Here is a 22,096-nt window from a genome sequence, read left to right as displayed (position 1 = left end):
CGAACACTGTTTTGGTTGTATATGTTTGAAATCGAGTGTTTTAACATGTGGTACGGATTTGTTGCCTGGCTGGTTTAAGTCAGCAACCAGAACGTGTCCGCCATACTCATGCTTAAAAACTACCTTAAAATCGCCATCCGGAGCCTTTTCAGGCATAAGACGTATTCGCTGATCAATATCCTCGGGCTTGCTGCCGGGATATGCGTCTCGACGCTCATACTGATGTTTGTGGTCCATGAGCACAGTTACGACCGGTTTCATAGCCGGCACGGCGACATTCAGCGCGTGCTTGCCAAAGTCAAAATGGGGGACAATGAATTTCAGATGAATTCTTTTGCCGCCAGTTTCGCACCGACGCTGTTGGAGGGCGTGCCGCAGGTAGCGGATTACGTCCGGATTTTGCCGTCATACAGGAATGTTGCGATGGCGCGTCCCGGACGGAAGGAGGAAGCGATCCTGGAAAAGAATGTCATGTTCGCCGATCCGTCGTTTTTCAGTGTATTTAGTTTTCCGCTTGAAAAAGGGAATGCGGCGCGGGCATTAACGAGGCCCTTCACGATGGTGGTTTCGGAGCGGGCGGCGGTGAAATACTTTGGAAGTACCGATGTCGTCGGAAAGGCGCTGTTGTATGAAGCAAAGCACCTCGTTCAGATTACCGGCGTTGCTCAAAACCCGCCATCGAATTCGTCACTGGATTTTGATTTTGTTATTTCAAACGAGACATATCCGAGACTGAGCGAGGCCAATCGTAAAAATTGGGATAACGGAGGCGGGATTTTCAATGTGTATGTGCTGCTGAACGCTGGAGCATCGAAGACGTTGATCGAGCAGGGTATCAACCGACTTCAACCATTGAAGGAAGCTGCCGGTGAGCTTAAACCTCAATACGCGCTGGAAAGCCTGGACGACATTCACCTCGGCGGCGCATTCAACGATGCCGGAAACAGCAAACTGATCCCGATTTTCGCCGTTGCGGCCATGGCAGTACTGATGCTCGCGCTTTTCAACTATATGAGCCTCACCACCGCCCGGGCGACGCAGCGCGCGCGTGAGGTAGGCGTGCGGAAGGTAGTGGGTGCTACGCGTGCGGGCCTGGGCGGTCAGTTTTATATGGAATCGGTGTTGGTCTGTGCGCTGGCCTTTGGGTTGGGGTTGCTGATGGTCTTTTATCTGAGCCAGCCGTTTTATGCATTGCTGGGCTTGAAAATCGATACTTCCTTTGTGATATCTCCCTACTTTTTGTCTTTTCTGGGCGGCTTGCTCGCCCTCACTGCATTGGTTGCCGGGAGCTATCCGGCGTTTGTATTGTCGGGTTTTGCCCCTTTGGGAGTGATAAAGGGCCGGTTTACAGGCAGTATCGGTGGGGTAGGTGTGAGGCGGGTTTTTACTGTTTTTCAGTTTGCAGTCTCCATGGCGCTGATCGTCGGAAGCCTGATCGTGCGTGAGCAACTCTCTTTTATGCAGCGGAAAGAATTGGGGCTCAACAAGGAACAGGTGCTAAGCATTCCCCTCGGGCCTTCGATGGCCGGCAATTACATTCCTTTCCGCAACGCAGTGCGGCAGCAGACCGGCGTGTCGAGCGCCACTTTTGCGAATGCGGGCCTCTTCAAAGGATACAATATGTTTTTTATTCCAAACAAAATCACCAAAAAGGATATTGCGGTTTCGCAAATGGTGGTGGACGAGCAGTTTGTGAAAACCCTGGGGCTTAAATGGAAAACGCCGCCGGTGCCCGGAGCAGGCCGCAATCGAGCTTTGCTGAATGAGCTGGCGGTTTCCCAGCTTGGCATCAAAGGCGATCCGCTCGGGCAGCAGATAAGGGAAGGTATAAACCTGGACGGGATAGTAAAAAACTTCGATTTTACGGATGTGCAGCACGGCGCCAAGGCGATGATGCTGTCGGTTGCCAGCGATACGACCAATATGCTCCGTATGCCCGGCGCTTCACGGGGCGTGCTGTATGTGCGGATGGACGCGCAAACGGACATTGCAGGGAACGTAAAGGCAATAGGCCTGCTTTTTAAAAAGTACGACCTAGAAACCCCTTTTGAATACTACTTCCTCGACGACGCATTCAACGAGACATTTAAAAATGAAACGAGGCTCTCCGCGATGTTCTCGGTCTTCACTGTACTCGCCATTTTCATTGCCTGTATGGGACTTTTCGGGCTCATCACTTTTACCACTGAAACACGGACAAAGGAAATCGGTATACGGAAAGTATTGGGTGCATCGGCTGCGGGTATTGTCGGGATGCTTTCGAAAGAGTTTATTGGGCTGGTAGTCGTTTCGGCTGTTATTGCTATGCCGCTTGCGTCGTATTTTATGTCACATTGGTTGGAGGATTTTGCTTACCGGATCAGCCTTCCGCTCTGGGTGCATTTCCTGACCGTCTTCATGATGTTGTTCCTGACACTTCTGACCGTGGGTTTCAAGGCCATACATGCAGCGATGATCAACCCGGCGGCGTCTCTAAAGAGTGACTAGGTAGTCATTTTATATACTACAAATTTTTAAGCCACTCGTCTTATGAAAAAACGGTTTTCAGTTTTCGGATTAGTCTTTTTATCGCTATTTCTGTTCAGCTATTCTTGCCAGGACCATCAGCCGCCGGGCGAGCCTCCGTTGCTGAGTACACATGAATTGTTTTACGATTCGATCCACGGCAAATGCTCGTTTACCACGGAATTGGAGGTGCTTAATATTGGTACCATACCAGTAACTGAATACGGTATAGTCTACAACGCAGCCCTTAGCGGCGGCTCCGGGCCGAACCGTGAGAATCCTACAATAGAAGACTATCCTAAAATTGTCTTCGACATGCCATTTTCGACGGGGATTAAACAAAAGGTTGGTCCTCAGATTTGTACAAACAGTAACTACTACCGTGCTTACGCAATTTTGAGCAATGGAACGGTAGCTTACGGGCAAACATTGCGCTTCACCAACTTGTGACCTGCCAATACCGGCAATCCGCTCAGCTGTTCGTTTTCGGACAGCTGAGTTTTTGTTTGGAAATGTATAATATTGATTATCAGTGGTTTTTAATTCTGGTATGCGTTTAATGCGAGGTCAATTTTAAAGCCTTATTTACCTGACAGCCATGTTTAAAAACTATTTCAAAATCGCCTTCCGGAACCTTTGGAAGCACAAGGTATTTTCACTGATCAATATTATGGGGCTGACCGTCGGGATGTCGGCCTGTTTGCTGATTTCTATGTATGTCAATTTTGAGCTGACTTACGACGCATTTCATTCCAAATCGGACCGCATTTACAGGTTGGTGACCGATGTCATCACGCCTTCCGAAACCATCAATGCAGGTATTACATCATGGGCCTTCGGACCGACGATCAAGCAGGATTTTCCCGAAGTAGAAGCCTATGCGCGCATTAACGGCGGCAGCTTCCTTGTACGAAAAGGGGATATCAAATTTCAGGAAGAAGGAACAGTGTTTGCCGATTCATCGCTTTTCCGTGTTTTTGATTTTAAACTGATCCAGGGCGATCCTAAAACGGCGCTGAAAGAGCCGCTGAGCCTGGTATTTACAGAAAAAGCAGCCAAAAAGTATTTTGGTGACAGCGACCCCGTCGGGCAAACTTTGCTGCTATCGGGCGAAGGCCTTCCGGCGAAAGTTACGGGCGTTATGAAAGACATCCCCGAAAACTCGCTCATCAAAGGTGATATGTTCGTTTCGATGACCACCATGACGCAACGTTTCAACCGCGGTATCGACGAGCAATGGGGCAATTTCGGAGCAACGACCTACCTGCTTCTGAAACCGGGCGCCAATAGCAAAGCTTTGGAAAAGAAGTTACCTGCTTACCTCGAACGCCGGGCGGGCAAGCTCATGCAGGAGTCGAAAATGTCGTATAAACTTTTCCTGGAACCGCTGCTCGACGTGCATTTGCGTTCCGAGCGGGATGTCGCCGAAAAGGGCAGCATGAGCAACGTATATGTGTTCTCCGTCGTAGCTGTTTTCATTCTGTTGATCGCCTGCATCAACTTCGTGAACCTTACCACGGCGCGCTCGGCGGAGCGGGCCAAGGAAGTGGGGATACGCAAGGTAGTAGGGGCGGCCAGGGGGTTGCTGGCGAGGCAGTTTGTGAGTGAATCGGTGATGCTTTGCCTCATCGCTTTTGTATTTTCAATTACACTTTCGGCTGCACTGTTGCCGCTGTTCAATAACCTGGCGGGCAAAGTGATCGTTTCAGGCATATTTGCCGATCCATCATTTCTCGTATACATGTTAGTGGCGGCGATCCTGATCGGCATCCTGGCCGGGATTTATCCCGCGTTGGTATTATCGTCTTTCGAGCCGGTAACAGTCTTGAAAGGACGGTTTACGACCAGTATCAAAGGTATTTTGTTGAGAAAAGGGCTGGTAACCGTTCAGTTTGCCATTTCGATCGCGCTGATCATCGCAACGATGATCGTCTATATTCAAATGAATTACATGCGTAACCGTGATCTCGGTTTCAGCAAGGATCAAATGCTGGTACTCAACACCGAGGGCGACCCGAAGCGCTGGGCATTTAAGGAATCGCTGACGGGACTGGCGGGTGTAAAATCTACGGCGGCATCATCCAGCGTGCCCGGTAGTTCCAATCCGGGCGCATATTCCGAAATCGAGAACAAGAGCGGCGACTTGCAGGTCGCGAACCTTGACCTCTATTTTGTAGATTTCGACTATATCCGGCAATTTGGACTGAAAATGGCGGCGGGTCGTCCATTTTCGAGGGAATTTGGGACTGATACTACGCAGGCGATGGTGATCAACGAAGCTGCCGTGAAGTTGCTGGGGTATTCCAAACCCGAAGATGCGCTGGGACGTCGTTTCAAGCAGTGGGGACGCGAGGGTAAGATCGTGGGGGTGATCAAGGACTTCCATTTTCGCTCATTGCAGGAAAACATTAAACCGCTTACCATGCGCATCGAGCCCGGCGGGGCAAACCTTGTTTCGGTCAAAATCGAAGGTAACCGCTTGAAAGAAACAGTTGCTGCGGTGGAGGCGAAGTGGAAAGAAGCTATTCCCGGCAGGCCGTTCAGCTACTATTTTATGGACGAATTCTTCGATCGGCAATACCGCAGCGAAGAGCGTTTTGAAAAGTTGTTTTTCAATTTCGCGGTTCTGGCGATATTCATTTCCTGCCTGGGCTTGCTAGGGCTGGCGTCTTACAGTACCACGCAGCGCACAAAAGAAATCGGCGTGAGGAAGGTCATGGGTGCATCCATTGCCAGTATTGTGGGTTTGCTTTCCAGGGATTTTCTTAAACTCGTACTTATTGCATTCCTGGTGGCGTCGCCTATTGCTTACTTCGGAATGGACCGCTGGTTGGAAAACTTTGCCTACCGCACGGATATTTACTGGTGGGTGTTCGCGATTGCCGCGGTACTATCTGCCGCCATTGCTTTCGCTACGGTCAGTTTCCAGAGTATCAAAGCTGCCGTGATGAACCCGGTGAAGAGCTTGCGGAGTGAGTAATGCCCTGCCTGGCTGCACGGCCCCGTTCCAAATCGAACGGGATATGTCCGATACTGAACACCGCTGATTTGTTTTGATTGTAAGTAAGAAATTGATTTTCAGATAGTTGTAATATTATTACTGGCTGGTGCATAATTTGACTGTCAAAAAGGGAAATCTATCCGTTAACCCCCGCAACCGGCGCAGTTATGATATCCAGCTATCTGAAAATCGCTCTCCGGAGCCTTTGGAATAAAAAGGCTTTCGCTTCCATTAATATTCTCGGACTGGCAATCGGATTGGCGACTTGTATGCTGATCCTGCTCTTTGTTCAGCACGAACTGAGTTACGACCGCTTCAACAAGCATGCCGACCGCATTTTTAGGGTCACATTACACGGCCGGATCGGAGGGAACGACATCAACATCGCGGGTGCGTCCGCTCCTGCGGGTCCTGCGTTCATGCGCGACTACCCGGGCGTGGAGGCATATACGAGGCTCAATACCAATGGTACTTTTTTAGTCAAAAAAGAAGAAAAGCGCTTTTTAGAAGAGCGTGTCATTTTTGCCGACTCCAATTTTTTCAACTTCTTCTCCATACCACTGTTAAAGGGTGACGCCAATAGCGTGCTTAGAGAGCCGCAGACGGTCGTTCTGACCCAATCTACCGCATTGAAATATTTCGGAAAAGAGGATCCGATCGGGAAGAGCCTCAGTATGGGCAATATCGGTTTGTTTCGGGTTACGGGCGTTTGCGAAGATGTGCCTTCCAACTCGCACTTCCATTATGATTTTTTTGGGTCGATGAAATCAATCAAGTTGGGAGAGAAATGGCTTTCGAGCGGCGCACACACCTATGTTTTGCTGCGCAATGGCTATCCGGTTGAAAAACTCGAGGCTCAGATGCCGCAACTCGTCAGGAAATACATCGGGCCGGAAATCCAGGAATTTCTGGGAATGAGCTATGACGAATATTTACGTAAAGGCGACCGGTTCGGCTTCGGTTTACAGCCATTGACCGACATTCACCTCACCTCCAACCTTGAAAACGAGCTGGAAGGCAACAGCAACATCAAATACATTTACATTTTTACGGCCATCGCAGCATTCATTCTCCTCATTGCCTGCATCAATTTCATGAACCTCTCCACAGCCGGTTCGGCGGGGCGGGCCAAGGAGGTGGGTGTTCGTAAAGTAATGGGCTCGGTACGCCAGCAATTAATGGCGCAGTTTCTTATCGAATCGATTCTGGTAACACTTTTTGCGCTTTTAACAGCATTTGGATTGGTAGTACTGCTATTGCCGGGTTTCAATGACCTGGCCGGCAAGCAATTCGACCTGCAATCTATTCTGAATGTCCGGATGATCGCATATGCATTGGCGGGGTGCCTGGTTGTCGGTTTGCTGGCCGGCAGCTACCCTGCATTTTTTCTTTCGGCTTTCAGGCCGGTGGCGGTGTTGAAAGGGAGCATCCAGGCGGGCATAAAAAGCGGATGGCTCCGCAATACGCTGGTTACCGTTCAGTTTGTGGTTTCCATTGCAATGATCATCGGGACGATGGTCGTTTACCAACAGCTGCGCTTCATTCAGAATAAGAATGTAGGTTTTGATAAAGAACAGGTGTTGATCCTGCACGATACCCATTTACTGGGTGATAAGGCGAAGACTTTCAAGGAAACGCTCGGCAACCTGTCGGCAGTAAGCAGCGTCACCCTCGCGGGCTACATTCCAGCGGGCGCCTCCAACAGCGGCACGGACGGTTTCCTGCCCGAAAGCGCCGATAATAGCATTACGCCATACCGCTTCACTACATACCAGGTTGACGAAGACTATTTGAAAACATTGGGCATCGGCCTCGTCGCAGGCCGGAACTTTTCAAAAACCTTCGGCGGTGACAGCGCATCCGTGCTGATCAACGAGGCGGCTGTAAAGCAATTTGGATGGAAAAACCCGATTGGCAAGCGTCTCAGGACGATTGGTAATGGCACGCCGGAGAGCAAGAAGTTCTATACCGTGGTGGGGGTTACCAAAGATTTTCATTTCCGTTCAATGCACGAGCGCATTGCGCCGCTGGTAATGTTCTACGGGGGCGACCAGTACCAGATGGCCCTTCGCATCAAAACAAACGATATTCCAGGCTTGCTTAAAACGTTGGAAAAGAGCTGGAAAGCTACATCGGACAACCCCTTCTCCTATTCATTTCTAAACGAACGTTTCAATAAAATGTATGAGTCGGAGCAGCGGGTAGGGAAGCTGTTCGGGATTTTCGCCGGGCTTGCCGTAGTTATCGCTTGTCTGGGTCTGTTCGGACTGGCCGCATTTACGACCATCCAGCGTACCAAGGAAATCGGCGTTCGTAAAGTGCTCGGTGCTTCGGTGTTGAGCATTGTCTCACTACTCTCCAAAGATTTTATAAAACTCGTGGGTATCGCCATTGTCATCGCCTCGCCGCTCGCATGGTACGGTATGAACCAATGGCTATCTGATTTTGCCTACAAGGTCAGTATCGAATGGTGGGTATTCCTCCTGGCCGGTGTAATCGCGGTAGGGGTAGCTTTGTTGACGGTCAGTTTTCAGAGCATTAAGGCGGCGTTGGTCAATCCGGTGAAGTCGTTGCGTTCGGAATAAAAAAGGATCATGCTGAAAAACTACCTAAAAATCATCCTCCGTAACCTTTGGAAAAACAAGGGGTATTCGGCCATCAACATCGGTGGATTGGCGATCGGGATGGGTGTGGCAACGCTGATCGGCCTTTGGATATATGACGAGCTTTCGTTCAACCGCTATTTCAAAAATTACGACCGGATAGGGCAGGTGCTGCAAAACCAGGTGGAGCACGGCGAAAAGAAAACGTCGTTCTCGCTGCCTGTGCCCTATGTGGAAGAGTTGAAAACGCATTATGCAGGTAATTTTAAACGTATTGTCGCTTCGACTCAAACCGGCGAGAATATTCTAACGGTGGGTGAAACCAAACTGTCTCGCAACGGCCAATTTATTGAAGCAGGGGCGCTGGAAATGTTCGCACTTCGGATGGTACGGGGTTCATGGTCGGCGCTGGGTGATCAGCAAGGGATCATTCTCGCTCGATCGACCGCCCGCGCACTTTTCGGCGACGCCGATCCGATGAACAAGCTTGTGAAGGTCGATACCGATCTGAACCTGAAAGTGACGGGTGTTTATGAGGACTTTCCGCAAAATACCCGATTCAGCGATGTGCAGTTCATGGGTTCGTGGGACTATTTTCTGGAAAAAAACAGGTGGATGAAGGACAAGAAATGGGATAACCACGCTATCTGGATTTTTACGCAACTGACAGATAATGCCGATTTCCATACAGCCAGCGAAGCTATCCGTCTTTCGGAGCTGAATGCGATCCGGAAAATGGACGATATGCGAGAGGAGGCCGCCACCCGCCCGGAAATGTGGATACATCCGATGAAAGACTGGCATTTGTACTCCGATTTCCGGAATGGCGCAGTAGGAGAAGGCCCGGTGAAATATATTTGGATGGTCGGCCTGATCGGCTTTTTTGTGTTATTACTGGCCTGTATCAATTTCGTGAACCTGAGCACCGCGCGGTCGGAGAAGCGTGCGCGTGAAGTGGGCGTGCGTAAAGCAATTGGCTCGATGCGGATACAGCTCATCGGACAGTTTTTCAGTGAATCGTTTCTTGTAGTGCTGCTATCGTTTGTGGTGTCGCTGGTGGGCGTCGCATTATCGCTGTCGTGGTTCAATAATCTGGCCGCGAAGCAAATGGTCATTCCGTGGGATAATGTTTATTTCTGGATTTGCAGCGCGGGTTTTATACTTCTTACATCCGTGCTGGCAGGTAGTTATCCGGCTATTTACCTTACATCCTTCCAGCCTGTGAAGGTGCTCAAAGGCTCCGGTGCGCCGCGAAGGACGTATTTTGGGCGCTTCGCCTACACGCCTCGTCAGATCCTGGTGGTATTGCAATTCACCATCTCCATTTCATTGATTGTCTGCACCAGCATTGTGTACCGACAAATCAAATTCGCCAAGGAAAGGCCCGTAGGCTACTCGCGCGACGGTTTGCTGATGATACCCATGAAAACCGAGGATTTTTATGGGAAAACCGACATGATCCGTACCGAATTAAAGAATACAGGCATGGTAGAGGAAGTAGCCGAATCGCAAAGCCCAATTACGGGCGTGTGGTCGTCCAACGAAGGTTTTAGCTGGAAGGGAATGTCGGAAGGTTTCACCGAAACATTTGCCACGCTGACAGTCTCCCAGGAATACGCGAAAACCGTTGGCTGGCAGTTTGTAAGTGGCCGCAATTTTTCGAAAGACTTCGCTTCCGACACGTCAGGTTTCGTGATCAATGAATCGGCGGCCCGGTTGCTGAGCGTCGATGATCCGGTCGGGATGGCCGTTTCGTGGAAAAGCCAATGGATGACCGATAATGTCCGCAAATCATTCACAGTGCTCGGCGTGGTGAAGGATATGGTGATGGAATCGCCGTTTACGCCCGTGAAACCGACCGTTTTCTTCCTGTTCGGTTCTCCCAACTGGATTAATATCAAACTACATCCTAACGTAAGTTCGGTAGCCGCTTTGCCCGCTATTGAAAGTGTTTTCAGGAAGCTGGTACCGGCAGCGCCGTTTGAATACAAGTTTGCCGACCAGGAGTATGACGCCAAATTCGGGACGGAGGAGCGAATCGGAAAGTTGGCTGGCTTTTTCGCCACATTGGCTGTCGTGATCAGTTGTCTTGGCTTATTCGGATTGGCTTCCTTCACAGCCGAGCAGCGCACCAAAGAAATTGGCATCCGCAAGGTGCTGGGCGCGTCGGTAGCGGCACTGTGGGGGATGCTTTCCAAAGATTTTGTGTCGCTGGTGGCTGTTTCAAGCCTTCTCGCCGTTCCACTTGCGGGGTATTCGATGAGCGAATGGCTCCAAAATTACCAGTACCGTACCGAAATCAGCTGGTGGATATTTGCCCTCGCAGGCGCAGGTGCGCTGGTGCTCACGCTCGCGACGGTGAGTTATCAGGCAATTAAGGCGGCGGTGATGAATCCTGTGACGAGTTTGAAAACGGAATAGAATCATGATTGGTAGTTATCTGAAATTCGCGATACGAAGTCTGGCTAAGCATAGAATTTACGCCGGTATCAACCTCATTGGACTGGCCATTGGGATGGCCGGGGCGATTGTGATATTCCAGTTGGCGAAGTACCATCTCAGCGTGGACAGGTACCATAACAACGCCGACAGGACGTATCGCGTGGTGGTGGATTTACATCTTGAAGACGGCTCCGTGGAGCAGGAGCGGGGCTCGGCTTTTGTTTTGCATGAAACATTGAAAAAGGAGTTCAGCTTCGTCCGCGACGCCGCTTATGTGGCGCATAAGGAGTTAACTATCCGCGTCGATAACGACGGAACTTCGCGCAAGTTTCTCGAAAAGGATCATCTGGTTTTTACGAATGTTGATTTCTTTCAAATATTTGATTACAAATGGATTAGCGGCAGTGGCTCGGCAATGGCTGTGCCCAATCAGGTCGTGGTGACTGAGCGGTATGCCCGGAAATATTTCGGGAGCGGTAATGCAATGGGTAAGGTAATCCGCGCCGATAATCGCGAAAACCTCGTGATTGCAGGCGTTGTTGCAGACTACCCCGAGCAAACCGATTTCAGGCAGGATATTTTCATTTCGCTGCCTACTTTAAAAAAGATTGTTCCGGAGTACGGTTACGAAGATTGGGGCTGGATCGACGGCAGCCGTGAAACTTTTGTTACACTTCGCTCGCCGGAAGACAAGCCTGCATTCGAAGCACAGATGCCGGCATTTGCGAGCAAATATTATGGCCGCGACGGCAAAGTTTTCCATTACCATTTGCAAGACTTGTCGGATGTGCATTTCAATATTGCCTACGGCGGTAAGATCAAATACAGCACGATCACCGTGTTGGCGACCGTAGGGATGCTGCTGATTCTCATAGCCTGCTTCAATTTCATTAATCTCTCGACGGCACAGGCTTTCAAGCGTAGCAAGGAAGTAGGCGTGAGAAAAGTGATGGGCGTTTCGCAAGCGCAGGTTTTCTGGCTTTTTATACAGGAAACCGCATTGCTAACTTTTGCAGCAAGCGCTATTTCCCTGCTACTCGCATGGCTTTTTGCGCCGATGTTGAGCCAATGGCTGAGCGTGAATGTGCGTGTAGATGCTTTCAGTGATCCTCAGTTGCTGGCTTTCTGCGCGGCACTGTTCGTGTTTGTGGTCATGTTGGCCGGCGGTTATCCGGCGTTTGTCATTTCCAGGTTCAATCCGGTGAAAGCCATCAAGGGCTTATTGAAGGAGAATAACCGAAGCTTTTTCTCGGTCAGGAAAGGGCTGGTAGTGACACAATTCAGCATTTCATTCGTCCTGATCGCGGTATCTACGCTGATCATCCTCCAATCGCAATTCCTGAAAAACAAGGACCTGGGAATGAATAAGGACCTTATCCTGCATTTGAATTTGCCTGAAACAGAAACCAGCAAGCTCACGGCATTGCGTAACGAGTTGTCGGCATTGCCCGAGGTAACCGACCTTTCGTTTTTCAGGAGCGCGCCGTCGGTGCAGGTCAGCGGCGGAGGGACGATCAAATTTGAAAATCGTGATTGGGAGAAATTCGTGGCTCGGTCGAGAGCCGCGGATGAGCATTTTGTAACGACTTATGGATTGAAACTCGTCGCAGGCCGCGTTCCGGCGCATTCGGACACGCTCAACGAGCTGCTGATCAACCGTAAACTGGTGCGGGCATTAGGATTGAAATCGCCCGAAGCGGCATTGAACCGGCGGCTGCACGTGGGCGACGCGGGCAAAACCGGCACCATCGTGGGCGTATTATCCGACTTCAACAACGGCGACCTCTACACCGGCATTGAGCCGACGATCGTTTTTGCCGACCAGTCGCGCTACCGCCGGGCGGGGGTGAAGTTGAGCCGCGTAAATGCCTCGACAATCAGCCGGATAGGCGCGGTATGGCAGAAACAGTTTTCCGAAAATGTATTTGAATATAGTTTTTACGACGAAGAGCTTGCTAAGTTCTATCAGCGCGAAGAACTCGCAACGCGGCTGACGACCACTTTTGCACTGTTGTCGGTGTGCCTCTCGTGCCTCGGGCTTTTCGGGTTGGCCATTTTCGCCATCGAGCAGCGGACGAAAGAAATCGGAGTGCGGAAAGTACTAGGTGCCTCCGTAGCGGGCATTACAACCATGCTATCGATGGATTTTCTGAAACTCGTGCTTGTCGCGATCGTGATCGCAAGCCCGGTCGCCTGGTATTTTATGCACCGCTGGTTGCAGGATTTCGCCTACCGTATCGAGATCCACTGGGGGATATTCGTCTGGGCAGGTTTTCTAGCGGTCGGTATCGCTATGCTGACGGTTAGCTTTCAGAGCATTAAGGCGGCGCTGGTGAATCCTGTAAAGAGTTTGAAAAGGGAATGAGGGAGGAAGCGGAGGAAGGGGAGGATGGAGAAAAGGGAGAAGGGACCAGAAATACTTCCTCCCTTTCTTCCCCTTCCTCCTTCCTCCCCTTCCTTCCTCCCTCAAAAACAAGATACTAATATGATCAAGAGTTACCTGAAAATCGCATGGCGTAGCCTGATCAAGGATCGGCAATTTACGCTGCTGAATCTGCTTGGCCTTTCGACGGGACTGGCTTGTGCGTTGCTGATCTATCTTTGGGTAGTCGATGAGCTGCGTGTGGATAAGCACAATGAAAAGGACGTGCATTTGTTCCAGATCATGGTCAACCAGCCGCATGAGGATGGGATCAAGACGGGAGAACACACGCCTGGCCTATTGGCCGACGCATTGAAAGCGGAAATGCCGGAAGTGGAACTGGCGACGACGGTCGTGCCTGCTGAATGGTTTTCGAATAAAGGCGTGATTTCGGCCGGAGAAACGCAATTGAAAGCCGCGGGACAATTCGTGAGTAAGGATTACTTCGCTGTTTTTACCTGCCCCTTCACGGAGGGCGATGCGGGTGCGGTGGCAGGCGATAAGAATACGGTGGCGCTTTCGGAGGAAATGGCGGAAAAGTTATTTGGGACAAAACAAAATGTGGTTGGAAAAACCGTCAAGTGGGACGAGGGACAATTTAGCGGGCTTTACCGCGTGGGTGGTGTGTTCAAAAGCAACCCGCGCAATGCAAGCAACCAGTTTGATATACTCTTCAACTTTGAGCAGTTCAAAGCGCGGCGGCCGGGAATGGAAAACTGGGGTAATAGCGATCCCAATACGTTTGTGGTCCTCAAAAGCGGCACCGATCTCCCGCTTTTCAACGAGAAGATCAGGCATTTCCTGAAATCCAAAAACAAGGATAACGACTTTCAGCTTTTTGCCATCCGCTATTCGGACAAATACCTCCACGGACAGTTCGAGAATGGCGTGCAGACAGGCGGGCGCATTACGTACGTGAGATTGTTTGCTGTGATCGCGGTGTTCATTCTGGTGATCGCCTGCATCAATTTCATGAACCTTTCAACGGCCAAAGCTTCGGGGCGCATGAAGGAAGTGGGGATCAAAAAAGTAGTGGGAGCACTGCGCAGTTCGTTGATCATGCAGCATTTGAGTGAATCACTGATGCTGACATTTGTGTCATTGCTTGTCGCTGTGGTCATGGTTTTGCTCCTGTTGCCGGAGTTTAACAGCATTACCGGCAAGCAGGTCGCGCTTTCGCCCGATCCGATGTTGGTTTCCGTTGCCCTGGTCATAACGCTCATCACCGGCTTGCTGGCGGGGAGCTACCCGGCATTGTACCTGTCCGGATTTGATCCAGTGTCTGTTTTGAAAGGAAAATTGAGAAACACAGCGGGGGAATTGCTCGTACGGCGCGGATTGGTGGTATTCCAGTTTGCGGTGTCGGTGATTTTTATCGTTTCGGTGATCGTCGTCTACCGGCAAATCCAGTTTATCCAAAACCGGAACCTGGGCTACAATCGTGACCATATTATTCATTTTGAAATACCCCTTGAAATGGACTCTCTGAAACTGAAAGCAGCGGAGGCATTTTTGGGAGAAGTTAAAAACACCCCCGGGGTGGTGAATGCATCGAGCTACTACCATGACCTGACGGGCAAGCACGGCGCGATTTCCGGTTTCGAATGGCCCGGTAAGCCTGCCGGAAAGGATATCGAGTTTTCGAACCTGGAAGTGGGGTACAATTTCATGGAAACCGTGGGGATGACGTTGCGCGAAGGCCGGTTTTTCACCCAAAACCAGCATGCGGCCAATGAGATCATATTCAACGAGTCGGCCATAAAAAGTATGGGGTTGAAAGACCCGGTGGGGAAGACGGTGAAATTCTGGGGGATGGAGCGACAGATCGTGGGCGTAGTGAAGGATTTCAATTTCGAATCGCTGTACGAGCCTGTAAAGCCCTGTTTCTTCCAGATGTACCCTATTATGCCCAATGTGATGGTGAAAATTCAGAGCGGCGCCGAGGAGCAGACGATCGCCCGTGTGCGGAAGCTTTTCCAGGACCATCACCGGGGGCTGGTGTTCGATTACCAGTTTCTGGATGAGAATTACAAAGCGCTTTACGCGTCGGAGCGACGGGTGGGAGTGCTATCGCGCTATTTTGCCGGGCTTGCGATCGTCATTTCATGTCTGGGGTTGTTCGGGCTGGCCGCATTTACGGCCCAACGGCGGCAGAAAGAGATTGGTATCCGTAAAGTGGTGGGTGCTTCGGTTACCAATGTGGTATTAATGCTTTCGATGGATTTTATCAAACTTCTGCTGATCGCCTTGCTGATTGCATTCCCGCTAGTTGGCTGGGCAATGTACAAATGGCTCGACAACTTCGCATTCCGAATCAACCTCGACGCCGGGATTTTCCTGTTCGCCGCCATGGGCCTCGCGCTCGTGACGCTCGCAACGGTAGGTTATCAGGCAGTGAAAGCGGCGCTGTTGAATCCTGTAACGATTTTGAAAAGGGAGTAAAGGAGTAAAGGAGGAAAGGGAGGAAGGAGGAAAGGGACCACGAATACTTCCTCCTCCCTTTCCTCCCAATAAACAACTAAAACGATGCTAAAAAACTATCTCAAAATCGCACTCCGTAACCTTGTCAAAAGCAAAGGGTACTCGTTTATCAACATCGGCGGGCTGGCTGTGGGGATGGCCGTGGCTATGATCATTGGATTGTGGGTTTATGATGAATTTTCATACAATCGCTACCACGAAAACTACAATCGCATTGCGAAGGTGATTGAAACAGGGGTTTTTGAAGGGAGGGTTTATGATGGGGGCGAGCATACTTCGTACCCGCTGGGGAAATATCTCCGGGAACATCATAAGGATGACTTCGACTACGTGATCCAATCTTCGTGGATCGACGCGCACATATTGGCTTACAAGGATAACAAGTTTACCAAAAATGGCGCCTACATGAGTGCTGAAGCGCCGCGGTTGTTTACACTGCATATGCTGTCCGGCACGCGCGACGGGCTGAAAGAGCCCAATTCGATCATCATCGCTGAGTCGGTGGCGAAAGCGCTGTTCGGCAAGGAAAACCCGATGGACAAGATCGTGAAGCTCGACAACCGGCTCGATGTGAAAGTAACCGGCGTTTATGAAGACTTGCCTTTCAATACAGAATTTCGTGAATTGACCTTCCTGGCACCCTGGGATTTGTACGAAGCGACGCAGAATTGGGTGCAAACCGCGCGCGACGAGGAGCAATGGAACAATAACTCGTGGCAGTTGCTTGTGCAAATCCGTCCGAACGCTACGTTCGAAGGAGTTTCCGAAAAAATCAAAAGCATCAAAATGCAGCACACTCCGGAAGCCCGGTTTCTGAACCCGCGCAACTACCTGCTGCCGATGTCGGAATGGCATTTGAAAGGCACCTGGGACGACCGGGGGCAACCCGACGGGCGTATCCGGTACGTGTGGCTGTTCGGGATTATCGGCGCATTTGTGTTGCTGTTGGCATCGATCAATTTTATGAACCTGAGCACGGCCCGCTCTGAAAAACGTGCGAAAGAAGTGGGTATCCGCAAGGCGATCGGCTCACTGAGGGCGCAGCTGATTAACCAGTTTTTCAGCGAATCGTTCATGGTTGTCTTCCTGGCTTTCATTTTTGCAATTGTCATTGTAGCGTTTGCATTGCCGGCTTTTAATGAACTGGCGGGCAAACAAATGACTTTTCCGTGGACTAACGGCTATTTCTGGTTGGCTGGATTTGCATTCTGCTTCCTTACCGGTCTTTTGTCGGGTAGCTATCCGGCGTTATACCTGTCATCGTTCCAGCCTGTGAAGGTTCTCAAAGGTACTTTCAATGCAGGTCGATTCGCCGCGATGCCGCGGAAGGTTTTGGTGGTGCTGCAATTTACGGTTTCAGTGACGCTGATCATTGGTACGGCGATCGTCTACAAGCAGATCCAGCACGCGAAGAACAGACCGGTTGGTTACGACCGCAACGGCCTGATTACCGTGGAAATCAATACGCCCGAGTTGAGCAGCCAGTATAATAGGCTGAGAAGTGAGTTGCTCGGAACCGGCGCAGTGGTGGAAATGTCCACATCGTCGTCGCCATCCACATTCCTCGGTTCCAATAACGGCGGGTTCAGCTGGCCGGGAAAGGATCCCAATTTTCACGACAATTTCGGGACGATCGGCGTGAGCCACGATTTCGGGAAAACCGTAGGCTGGCAGTTCATCGGAGGCCGTGATTTCTCCCGCAAATTCTCTACCGATTCGTTGGGAATGGTCATGAATGAATCCGCATTGAAATACATGGGATTCAAAGAACCATCGGAGGTCATCGGACAAACAGTGAAATGGGGCGAGAATCCTTACAAAGTAGTGGGTGTGATCCATGATATGGTAATGAGCTCTCCGTTCAGCCCGGTACATCCCACTTTGTTTATGGTCAACTACGGCTGGGCGAATGTGATCAACGTGAAGCTGAAACCAGGGTTGCCGATACGGGAGTCACTTGACAAAGTGGCCGCCGTTTTCCGAGAAGTTAACCCCGGCAGCCCGTTCGATTACAAATTCACCGACCAGGAATATGCCTTGAAATTCGCGGCGGAAGAGCGCATTGCCACATTGGCGACCGTGTTTGCCGGGCTGGCGATTTTTATCAGCTGTCTCGGACTGTTCGGGCTTGCCTCGTTCACCGCCGAACAGCGGACGAAGGAAATTGGCGTACGTAAAGTATTGGGCGCTTCCATAGGCAACCTATGGGCGCTGTTGTCGCGGGAGTTCGTGATCCTGGTCATCATCTCCTTTCTGATTTCAATACCTACCGCCTGGTATTTCCTGAACAACTGGCTTCAAAAATATGAATACCGCACCGAGATCACCTGGTGGATATTCGTGGCGGCGGGCGCAGGAGCGCTGGTAGTGACGCTGGCAACGGTAAGCTATCAGGCAATCAGGGCGGCGCTGCTGGATCCGGTGAAATCGTTGAGATCAGAATAAGATTATGCTCAGAAACTACCTCAAAATCGCCCTGCGCAACCTCTTAAATAACAAGGGCTATACTGCGATCAATATTTTCGGCCTTGCCCTTGGGCTGGCCACCTGCCTGCTGATCGTGCTTTATATTTCCGACGAGTTGAGTGTTGACAAACATCACCGTTCAGCCAGCCGGCTTTTCCGGATTGCGATGGAAACGCCTGCCGAGAAATGGGCGGGAACGCCCGGGCCATTGGCTGCGGGTGTAAAGAGCGATTTTCCGGAAGTTGAATCGGTGACGCGCATGCTGAAATTCTCCGGGATCGACCGAATGTTGCTCGAAAACCGTAATGGGAAAGAGGCCACGAGGTTTTATGAAACGAACGGCTATTATGCAGATTCAACGTTTTTTGATGTTTTTACCTACGATTTCAAATACGGGAATCCCGGCAATGCACTGAACCGCCCCAACACGCTGGTGCTTTCCGAGAATGTCGCTGAAAAACTGTTCGGTGATGTGGATCCGGTGGGTAAGGTGATCCGTGTGGGACTGGTTTTCGGAGATTTCGACTATACAGTATCCGGCGTTTTTCGGAACAGTCGGAAGTCGCATATCGATGCGAGGTATTTTTTGTCCATGCAGAACGGTGATATGGGGGGCTGGGTCGTGAGCCAGAACAACTGGGCGATGAACAACATTTTTCATACCTATGTCAAACTACGCGACGGCGCAGATCCGGCAGCATTTGCATCCAAACTGACGCCGTTCATGAACCGGCATGGTGAGAGAGATCTGAAAGCGCTGGGCATTTCGAAAAAACTATTTATTCAACCGGTAACGGACATTTACCTGAGATCCGCCATTGGCAATGAGATCGCGCCGAATGGCAGCATGACGTACCTCTACATTTTCGGATCCATTGCCGTGTTCCTGTTGCTGATAGCCTGCATCAATTTCATGAACCTCAGCACGGCTCGCTCCGAAAAGCGGGCGCGGGAAGTAGGGGTAAGGAAGGTGATGGGTGCGGTCAGGAATTCGCTCATCTGCCAGTTCCTCGGAGAGTCGATGATAATGGCCCTGATGGCCCTGGCGATCGGGTTGGTGGTGGTGCAGGTACTTTTGCCTTATTTCAACAACCTGACCGGCAAAGTGCTGGACATGGCCGCACATCCCGCATTTCTGTACTGGATGGCTGGTATTACGCTCTTCACCGGCCTGGTTGCCGGGCTTTACCCTGCGCTCTATTTGTCGTCCTTCAAACCGGTGAGCGTGCTGAAAGGCCGTCTGGTGAATGTAACTTCGGCCGGTTTGTTACGGAAGGGGCTGGTGGTGTTCCAATTTACAGTGTCTATTATCCTCATTCTCGGCGCTATCGTAATCAGCAAACAATTGTCTTTTCTGCAAAACCGGAATTTGGGTTTTGATAAGGAACAAAAACTGGTGGTGCCGTTCAGAAATCAGAAGGCCGCCGCTAATTTCTATGCATTCAAGGAAGAGGTTCTACGCATTCCGGGCGTGGCAGCGGCCACCAGCGGATCGGTGTATCCCGGCATTGAAAATATCGAAGACCTGCTTTTTTATACCGAAAACCGGACTATTCACGACGCGGTCGACGTGCATTTCGCCACTGTTGGGGACGATTATGTGGAAACGTTGGGCTTGCAAATGGTCTCGGGGCGTTCCTTCACAAAGGCATTCAGCGGTGATTCCAGCAGCGTGATCCTGAACGAAACAGCCGCGCGGGAACTGGGTTATGATGTAGCTTCGGCCATCGGGAAAAATGTATTTTTTGAGTTGGGGGGCAAGCGACGGAGCTTGCAGGTGGTAGGCGTCGTGAAGGATTTCAACTTTCGCAGCCTGCATGAAGGGATCAAGCCCTATGCGCTCACCACCAGCATTACCGATAAGTACCAGTATTTCATAGGCAACCTGAAAACCAGGGATTATGCGTGGACGCTGGCGTCGGTAGAGGCGGCCTGGAAGCGGCTGAACCCCGGTATTCCGTTCTCCTATTCGTTCCTCGATCAGGATTTTCAGAAGAATTATGAAAAGGAACACCGTACGGGTACTATCGTGCTTTATTTCACCTGCATTGCCGTGGTGATCGCCTGTCTCGGGCTGTTCGGGCTGGCCACTTTCGCGGCTGAACGGCGGACGAAGGAAATTGGGGTCAGAAAGGTACTGGGCGCTTCCGTGGGTAGTATTGTCGCTATGCTTTCCGGCGAATTTCTATCGCTGGTATGCGTTGCCCTGGTGATCGCTACACCGGTCGCCTGGCTGGGCATGCGGCAGTGGTTGCAGGGATTCGCCTATCAGGTAGGCATCGGATGGTGGATTTTCCCGGCTACGGGCTTGTTTGCTATTGGTATTGCATTACTCACAGTCAGTTTCCAGAGTATTAAGGCGGCATTGATGAATCCTGTGAAGAGTTTGCGGTCGGAGTGAGGATGACCGTTGACTGCCGTCGGAAGATCGCTACACAATTCATTCCCAGGTAACAAATATTCCCGCGCTCATCTTTATCTTGCAGGGAAAATCTTTACCGAGCCGAATCACTTGCGTAGAACCTTTACTTACAGTGTTATTGCATTTTTTGCGATTATTTCGGGGCCGCTTTTTGCCCAGAAAAGTATGGTTGTATCCAACCTCGAAGCGAGTGTCGAGGCGGGAGCATATGTGTCTTCGAATGGTGAAACGCCGTTTTGGCTCCGGACCAACCAGTTCGGTACCGTGCCTGACCGCGCTACCGCAGGGGTTGTACAGGCAACGGCGCGGAAAAACTATATTTTTTATGACAGCCTCGCTGGCAAGCCCCGAAAATTCGATTGGCGTGCGGGGGTGAGCCCGGTAGGGATGTATAATAAAGAAAGCAAGTTTGAATTTGTGCTCCCGGAGGCGCATGCAGGCGTGCGGTTCAAGCGCATGGAGCTATGGGTGGGGCGGAGGCGCGAGGTAATGGGACTGGGCGATACCACCATGTCGTCCGGCTTTTACGCGGTGTCGGGGAACTCGCTACCGGTACCGAAAGTGCAGATCGGGACGGTGGGCTTTTCTCCCCTGAAATTCACCGGGAACTTTGTGGCTGTGCATGCCGGATTTGCGCATGGATGGTTTAATACCGACTATATCCAGGGTGTGCGGCTGCATCAGAAGTTTGTATATCTGAGGTTTGGGAAACGCAAAAGCAAGCTTTATGCCGGGCTGAACCACAATGTAATGTGGGCGGGGCATTCGGATTACCTCAAACTGCATCCCGAACTGGCGGTGAACGGCGAGTTGCCGTCATCATGGTCTGTGTACCCGAACGTGGTGCTGGCGTTTACTTCCAAAAACTGGTTCGAGAAAAATGGTTACGGGGCTTTCGATAGCTACCGTGTCGGTAACCATTTGGGTAGCTACGACATAGCTTTTGAAACTAAGCTCAACAAATACCGGCTTTTCGTATACCATCAGCATCCGTTCGAGGATGTTTCAAGTATGCTTTTCAAGAATATCCCCGACGGACTTTACGGTATTAACCTGAAACTCTTGCCCGGAAACCTGGTCAGTGGCTTTGCGCTTACACATCTGACCTTGGAATTCCTCAGTACCAAGAACCAATCCGGTTCCGAATTTTACATTCCCGGGAGCAAATACCAGGGCGCGGACAACTATTTCAACCATACTCAGTATTCGGAAGGCTGGTCGTATAAGGGGCGGACGGTAGGCACGCCGTTTATCATTCCCGGCAAGGATATGGACCAGTCGAAACTCGATAATCAAAGATTTTTTCCTAATAATCGGGTGAATATGTATTACCTGGGCGCACAAGGGAAGGTCGGCCGTTCGCTGGGGCTTACATTGAAGGTCTCTTACAGCAAAAATTTCGGAACGCCGGGCGCTGACTTCGACCCACCGCGAGGGCAGTTTTCATCGGTATTGGGGGCACAATATGCCGTTCCCGGCCTGAAAAATGCCAGCATTATCGCCCGTATTGCTACCGACCAGGGCGAAATTTTCAAGCGGAGGACCGGCGGGTATATTGGTTTCCGTAAGGACTGGTAAAAAGCCCCCGGCGCGGAATTTTCCGCGTTGTCCATCGATGAACAAGATTGTCCGAATTCGGACAGTTTTTAGGTCTTTTTCTTCATTAAAATGCTGATTTTTAATCCGTTGACTGGACTGGCATAAATTTGTTGCCGTAAGCTGATGCAGTCATTGTCAGGGAATTATGTTTTCTG

The 22,096-nt window shown here is 50.8% G+C and carries 10 protein-coding genes; all 10 read left to right on the top strand.

The features are described 5' to 3' along the window. Window positions 1-108: 108 nt before the first annotated feature. The 10 genes from IEY24_RS16470 (at window position 109) to IEY24_RS16425 (ending at window position 21,920) form a co-directional block, all read left to right on the top strand. On the top strand, window positions 109-2,487 hold the full coding sequence (locus tag IEY24_RS16470) for an ABC transporter permease (protein WP_188933985.1): 2,379 nt from the start codon (window positions 109-111) through the stop codon (window positions 2,485-2,487). A 42-nt stretch (window positions 2,488-2,529) separates the two neighbouring features. Then, entirely contained in the window at window positions 2,530-2,955 is a 426-nt protein-coding gene (locus IEY24_RS16465) for a hypothetical protein (protein WP_188933984.1), read from the top strand. Between the two features lie 148 nt (window positions 2,956-3,103). Then, window positions 3,104-5,485 carry an ABC transporter permease gene (locus tag IEY24_RS16460; protein WP_188933981.1) on the top strand — a complete coding sequence of 794 codons (2,382 nt, stop codon included), beginning with the start codon at window positions 3,104-3,106 and terminating at the stop codon, window positions 5,483-5,485. Window positions 5,486-5,673: 188 nt separating this feature from the next. Then, window positions 5,674-8,091 (top strand): ABC transporter permease, encoded by a 2,418-nt coding sequence (locus IEY24_RS16455; protein WP_188933979.1) that lies wholly within the window; start codon window positions 5,674-5,676, stop codon window positions 8,089-8,091. A gap of 9 nt (window positions 8,092-8,100) precedes the next feature. Beyond that, window positions 8,101-10,530, top strand: coding sequence for an ABC transporter permease (locus IEY24_RS16450; protein WP_188933977.1), 2,430 nt, complete (start codon window positions 8,101-8,103; stop codon window positions 10,528-10,530). 4 nt (window positions 10,531-10,534) lie between these two features. Further along, window positions 10,535-12,916, top strand: a complete 2,382-nt coding sequence (locus IEY24_RS16445; protein WP_188933975.1) for an ABC transporter permease — start codon at window positions 10,535-10,537, stop codon at window positions 12,914-12,916. 120 nt (window positions 12,917-13,036) lie between these two features. Next, window positions 13,037-15,415 carry an ABC transporter permease gene (locus tag IEY24_RS16440; RefSeq protein ID WP_188933973.1) on the top strand — a complete coding sequence of 793 codons (2,379 nt, stop codon included), beginning with the start codon at window positions 13,037-13,039 and terminating at the stop codon, window positions 15,413-15,415. Between the two features lie 84 nt (window positions 15,416-15,499). After that, window positions 15,500-17,899: an ABC transporter permease gene (locus tag IEY24_RS16435; RefSeq protein WP_188933971.1), complete on the top strand. Its 2,400-nt coding sequence runs from the start codon at window positions 15,500-15,502 to the stop codon at window positions 17,897-17,899. A 4-nt stretch (window positions 17,900-17,903) separates the two neighbouring features. After that, a complete protein-coding gene (locus IEY24_RS16430; RefSeq protein ID WP_188933969.1) occupies window positions 17,904-20,321 on the top strand; it encodes an ABC transporter permease in 2,418 nt (805 codons plus the stop codon). A gap of 111 nt (window positions 20,322-20,432) precedes the next feature. Beyond that, the gene (locus IEY24_RS16425; RefSeq protein WP_229222440.1) at window positions 20,433-21,920 is read left to right on the top strand and encodes a capsule assembly Wzi family protein; all 1,488 of its coding nucleotides are present in this window, start codon (window positions 20,433-20,435) and stop codon (window positions 21,918-21,920) included. The last annotated feature ends 176 nt before the right edge of the window (window positions 21,921-22,096 follow it).

The sequence above is a fragment of the Dyadobacter endophyticus genome (assembly GCF_014641595.1).
Taxonomy (GTDB): Bacteria; Bacteroidota; Bacteroidia; order Cytophagales; family Spirosomataceae; genus Dyadobacter; species Dyadobacter endophyticus.
This window is presented reverse-complemented; position numbering and strand designations above follow the sequence as displayed.